Origin of the sequence: Streptomyces sp. McG3, assembly GCF_018619185.1 — a bacterium.
Lineage (GTDB): Bacteria > Actinomycetota > Actinomycetes > Streptomycetales > Streptomycetaceae > Streptomyces.
This window is the reverse complement of record NZ_JAAXYC010000482.1, coordinates 1-4,053: the sequence shown is the minus strand read 5'-3', so window position 1 is coordinate 4,053 and position 4,053 is coordinate 1. Positions and strand designations below refer to the sequence as shown.

3 protein-coding genes and 1 pseudogene are annotated in these 4,053 nt (G+C 73.5%); 1 reads left to right on the top strand and 3 read right to left on the bottom strand.

Annotated elements, in window-relative coordinates; translation table 11 throughout:
- The 3 genes and pseudogenes from HET64_RS39475 to HET64_RS37315 form a co-directional block, all read right to left on the bottom strand.
- Nucleotides 1-130, bottom strand: a pseudogene (locus HET64_RS39475) (methyltransferase); the annotation flags it as partial.
- A gap of 11 nt (nucleotides 131-141) precedes the next feature.
- Nucleotides 142-915 (bottom strand): methyltransferase domain-containing protein, encoded by a 774-nt coding sequence (locus tag HET64_RS37320; RefSeq protein WP_215111674.1) that lies wholly within the window; start codon nucleotides 913-915, stop codon nucleotides 142-144.
- Between the two features lie 136 nt (nucleotides 916-1,051).
- Nucleotides 1,052-2,224 carry a CDP-glycerol glycerophosphotransferase family protein gene (locus HET64_RS37315; protein ID WP_215111673.1) on the bottom strand — a complete coding sequence of 391 codons (1,173 nt, stop codon included), beginning with the start codon at nucleotides 2,222-2,224 and terminating at the stop codon, nucleotides 1,052-1,054.
- A gap of 101 nt (nucleotides 2,225-2,325) precedes the next feature.
- On the opposite strand from HET64_RS37315, the gene HET64_RS37310 reads away from it, so the two are divergent.
- Nucleotides 2,326-4,053, top strand: a 1,728-nt coding sequence (locus tag HET64_RS37310) for a glycosyltransferase (protein ID WP_215111672.1), incomplete at its 3' end; no start/stop codon positions are given.

Sequence of the window (4,053 nt, the reverse complement as noted above, 5' to 3'; positions counted from 1 at the left end):
AAGCGGGGGCGGTGCGGGCGGCGGGCACCGTGACGCGCCTGAGCTGGTATCCGGTGAGCTGCTGAAGGACGCCGTTGACGGCGTTGCGCCAAGCCATGCCCCGGGACAGTACGCGCGCTTTGCGCCGCATGTCACCTTTCGTCAACCTGCCATTGATCGGGGTGGGTCCTGTGCGAGTGAGGGCTCCTGCGCGGGCACGGTCACCGGGCGTCCGCACGCCTCACGGCCGTCCAGCGGCCGGGGCAGCGGCACGCCGTCCACGCCGCCGACCCGGTTGGCCCACCACACCGCCAGCTCCCGTACGGCGAACATGGTCAGACGCGGGTAGCGGGCCGGCTTGCGGAAGACACCGACGGAGTCGCCCCAGTAGGCGGCCTTCCGGTCGATGGCCCGGTAGTCGTGCCAGATGCCCTTGCGCGGCGGGAAGTCGGTGTAGGCCTCGCGCAGTTCGAGCCGGGAGTGGGCAGCGAGGGCGCGGAAACCGTCGGGGTAGTAGCGCCAGCAGTCCTGAGCGTCGTGGACGTGGCCGCGCGAGGGCGCGGTGATGAACGCGTGTCCGCCCGGCTTCAGGATCCGGGCGATCTCCAGCATCGACGCCCAGAAGAACGGGATGTGCTCGAACGCCTGCCCGGACAGCACGACATCGGCGCTGTTGGAGCGGGCGGGGATGCGGTACGGCTTCTTCATCACCGCGTCGACGTTGGGGCCGTCCTGCACGTCGACCCCGAAGTAGTCGATGGGGTGGCCGGCGAGGAGCGCCCGGTGGGTACGGGTCTGCTTGCCGGAGACGCGCGACCCGAGGTCGACGACGCGGTAGACGCCGTCCCCGCCGGAGCCGTTGCGGGACGCGGGCCCTTCGACGGGCAGATACTCCTTGATGCAGAGTTCCATCTGCTCGTAGGCGGACCGGTGCATGGACGTCTCCCAACATGGCGGGGTGTGCGAGCTGTTGGGCACAACGACCGTGCGGCGCGGAGGAATCGGCACGGGCGGGCCACCTTGAGCCATTCGGGTGGCGGGACGCGCCGGGCCGGCCGGGCGGGGCCCCGCGTCACAGGGACGGGGCGAAGAACCGCCGTACGACGCGTTCCGCCGCGCGCCCGTCGTCGTACGGGCAGAACCGCTCCCGGAACGCGGTGCGCAGCGCGGCCGCCTCCGGTGACCGCCACTCCCCCGTCCGGAACACGTCGGCCAGCCCGGCCGGGGTGGTGGTGACGGGGCCGGGGGTGTCGCCGGGCCGTCCGGAGAGCAGGTCGAAGTACGTACCGCGGGTGGCCCGGTAGGCGGCCCAGTCGGGGGCGTGGACGACGATCGGGCGGTCCAGGCAGGCGTAGTCGAAGATCAGGGAGGAGTAGTCGGCGATCAACGCGTCGGCGGCCAGGCACAGTTCCTCGACCCGGGGATGCCCGGTGACGTCGACGACCCGCCCCGTGCCCGTCGCGCCGACTCCGGCGGACCGCCCGTAGAAGTAGTGGGCGCGGACCAGCACCACGTACTGCGGCCCCAGTTCGCGCGCCAGCCGTTCCGCATCGAGATCGGGTACGAAGCCGTCGCGGTGGTCGCGGTGGGTCGGGGCGTGGAGCAGGACGGTCTGCCCCTCGGCGATGCCCAGTCCGGCGCGGATCCTCGCGATGTCCTCGGCGGTGGCGGTGGCGTGGACGTCGTTGCGGGGGTAGCCGAGGTCGAGCCGTTCGTACCCGCCGGGGTAGACGCGGTCCCAGACCTCGGTGCTGTGCGGGTTGGCGGAGAGGCTGAAGTCCCACTGGCCGACATGGGCGAGGATCTTGCCGAAGTCGGTCTTCCGGGCGAGGGCGGGGTACGCGCGCTGGTCCAGCCCCATGGTCTTGAGCGGGGTCCCGTGGTGGGTCTGGAGATAGCGCTGACCGGGCCGTTTGGTGAAGCCGCCGGGAAAGCTGGAGTTGTTGACCAGATAGGTGGCGGTGGCCATGGCCCGCCAGTAGGGGCGCGAGCCCTCGATGACGTACGGCACGCCCGGCTCCATCCGGTCGCGGTGCCGGGAGGAGACGACCCACACGCCCCGGATGTGCGGGGCCAGTTCGCGGGCCTTGGCGTGGATCGCGGCGGGGTTGCAGGCCACGCCCCGGTTCCAGTACGCCCCGTAGACGGCGAGGTCCGGGTCGAGCGGGCGGTGCAGGTCGGTGCGGTAGGCGGCCCGCATGGCCTGGCGGCGCACGAACCGCTTCACGGAAGCTCGGGTGGGCATGGCAGCCGAGCGTAATCGCGGGCCGGGACGGCCGAGGAGCCGCGTTCACCCGTTCGGGTCAGCGCCGGTGACCCCGGGACCCGCCCCCTGTTGACCAGGACATGAAGCCACCACTGCCACCCCTCCTCAGCGTCGTCGTCCCCGTCCACAACGTCGAGGGCTACCTCGCGGACTGCCTGCGGTCGGTGGCGGACCAGACCCTCGAAGCGATCGAGGTGGTCATGGTCGACGACGGTTCGACGGACGGCAGCGCCCGGATCGCGGCGGAGTTCGCCGCCCGGGACAGCCGCTTCCGGCTGGTGCGGCAGCGGAACGCCGGCCTGAGCGCCGCCCGCAACACCGGCGTCCGGCACACCACCCCCACCGTCCCCTATCTGGCGTTCGCCGACAGCGACGACATCGTCGTGCACGACGCGTACGAGCGGATGACGACGTCGCTGGAGTCGACCGGTTCCGATCTGGCGACCGGCAACGTGTGGCGGCTGACGGGGCAGGGGCGGCAGCAGGCGTGGCAGTACCGCTGGCTGACGGCCACCCGGCCCCGCACCCACATCACCCGGGACCCGCGCCTGCTGGCCGACCGGGTGGCGTGGAACAAGGTGTTCCGCCGCTCCTTCTGGGAGGGACACGCCTTCTCCTTCCCCGAGGGGAAGCTGTACGAGGACACCCCGGTGATGATCCCCGCGCACCATCTCGCCCGGTCCGTCGACGTCCTGCACGAGCACGTCTACTACTGGCGGGTGCGGGAGGGCTCGATCACCCGGCGGCGTACGGACGTCACGGGCGTACGGGACCGGATCGCCGCGTGCGAGCAGGTCAGCGCGTTCCTGGGCGGCCGGGACGCGGCGCAGCGGCGGGCGTACGACGCCTCCTGTCTGCGCGATGACTTCGGGTACTTCCTGGACGGGCTGCCGATGGGCGGCGAGGCGTACCGGGCGGCGTTCCTGGAGGGCGCCGGGGCCTTCGTCGACCGGGCGGGACCCGGGGCGCTGGAGGGGCTGCCGGTGGAGCTGCGCGTCAAGTGGTCGCTGGTGCGGGAGCGGCGCCTGGAGGAGCTGCTGGCGGTCCTCGCCTTCGAACGGGCCAACGGGGCGGGCACGTTCGCGGTCGAGGGACTGCCGGGGCGGCGGCGGGCGGTGTACCCCGGGGTGCGCGGCGCGAGCGCCCGGCTCGCGCGCACGGACGTCCCCGCCGTGGCGCGGTTGCTGGAGGCGCGCTGGGGTGCGGACGGGAGGCTGCGGCTGCGCGGGTACGCGTATCTGCGCAACCTCCCCGCCGCCTCGGCCAGGCAGCGGCTCACCGTGGGGATGGTCCGGGCGGAGCGGGGCCGGCAGGTGCGGCCGGTGCCGGTGCGCTCCGTGTCCGCGCCCGAGGCGACGGTGAACTCCGGTCAGGAGCTGCACGGCTACGACCACGCGGGCTTCGAGATGGTCCTGGACCCGGACCGGCTGCCCGCGACGGCGGACGGCGGCTGGCTGGTCGGCCTGGTCCTCGCCGCGCCAGGGGCGGTACGTCGGGTGGCGGTGCGCGCCCCGGACGCCGGCGCGGACCAGCCGCTCGTCCACGACCTGGATGGCGGGCGGCGGGCGGTGCTCGACTACCGGGGCGGCCGGCTCCGGCTGACCGTGTCGCGCCTGCGAGCCCGGGCCGAGGGGCACCGGACCGGCGGGACGGAGGGGGCCCCGCTGGAACTCACGGGCCGGTACTTCGGCGGGAGCGGGGGCAGGCCGACGGCACTGGTGCTGACACGCGAGGGAGGCGAGGAGCGCACCTGCCCGGTGGAGTACGCGGAGACCGCCGGGGACGGGGAGCCGGGCGGGGTGGACGAG

What these genes read in the sequence shown, in the direction of transcription:
- HET64_RS37320 (WP_215111674.1), bottom strand. Translation starts at nt 915, where the DNA reads ATGCACCGGTCCGCCTACGAGCAGATGGAACTCTGCATCAAGGAGTAT.
- HET64_RS37315 (WP_215111673.1), bottom strand. Translation starts at nt 2,224, where the DNA reads ATGCCCACCCGAGCTTCCGTGAAGCGGTTCGTGCGCCGCCAGGCCATG.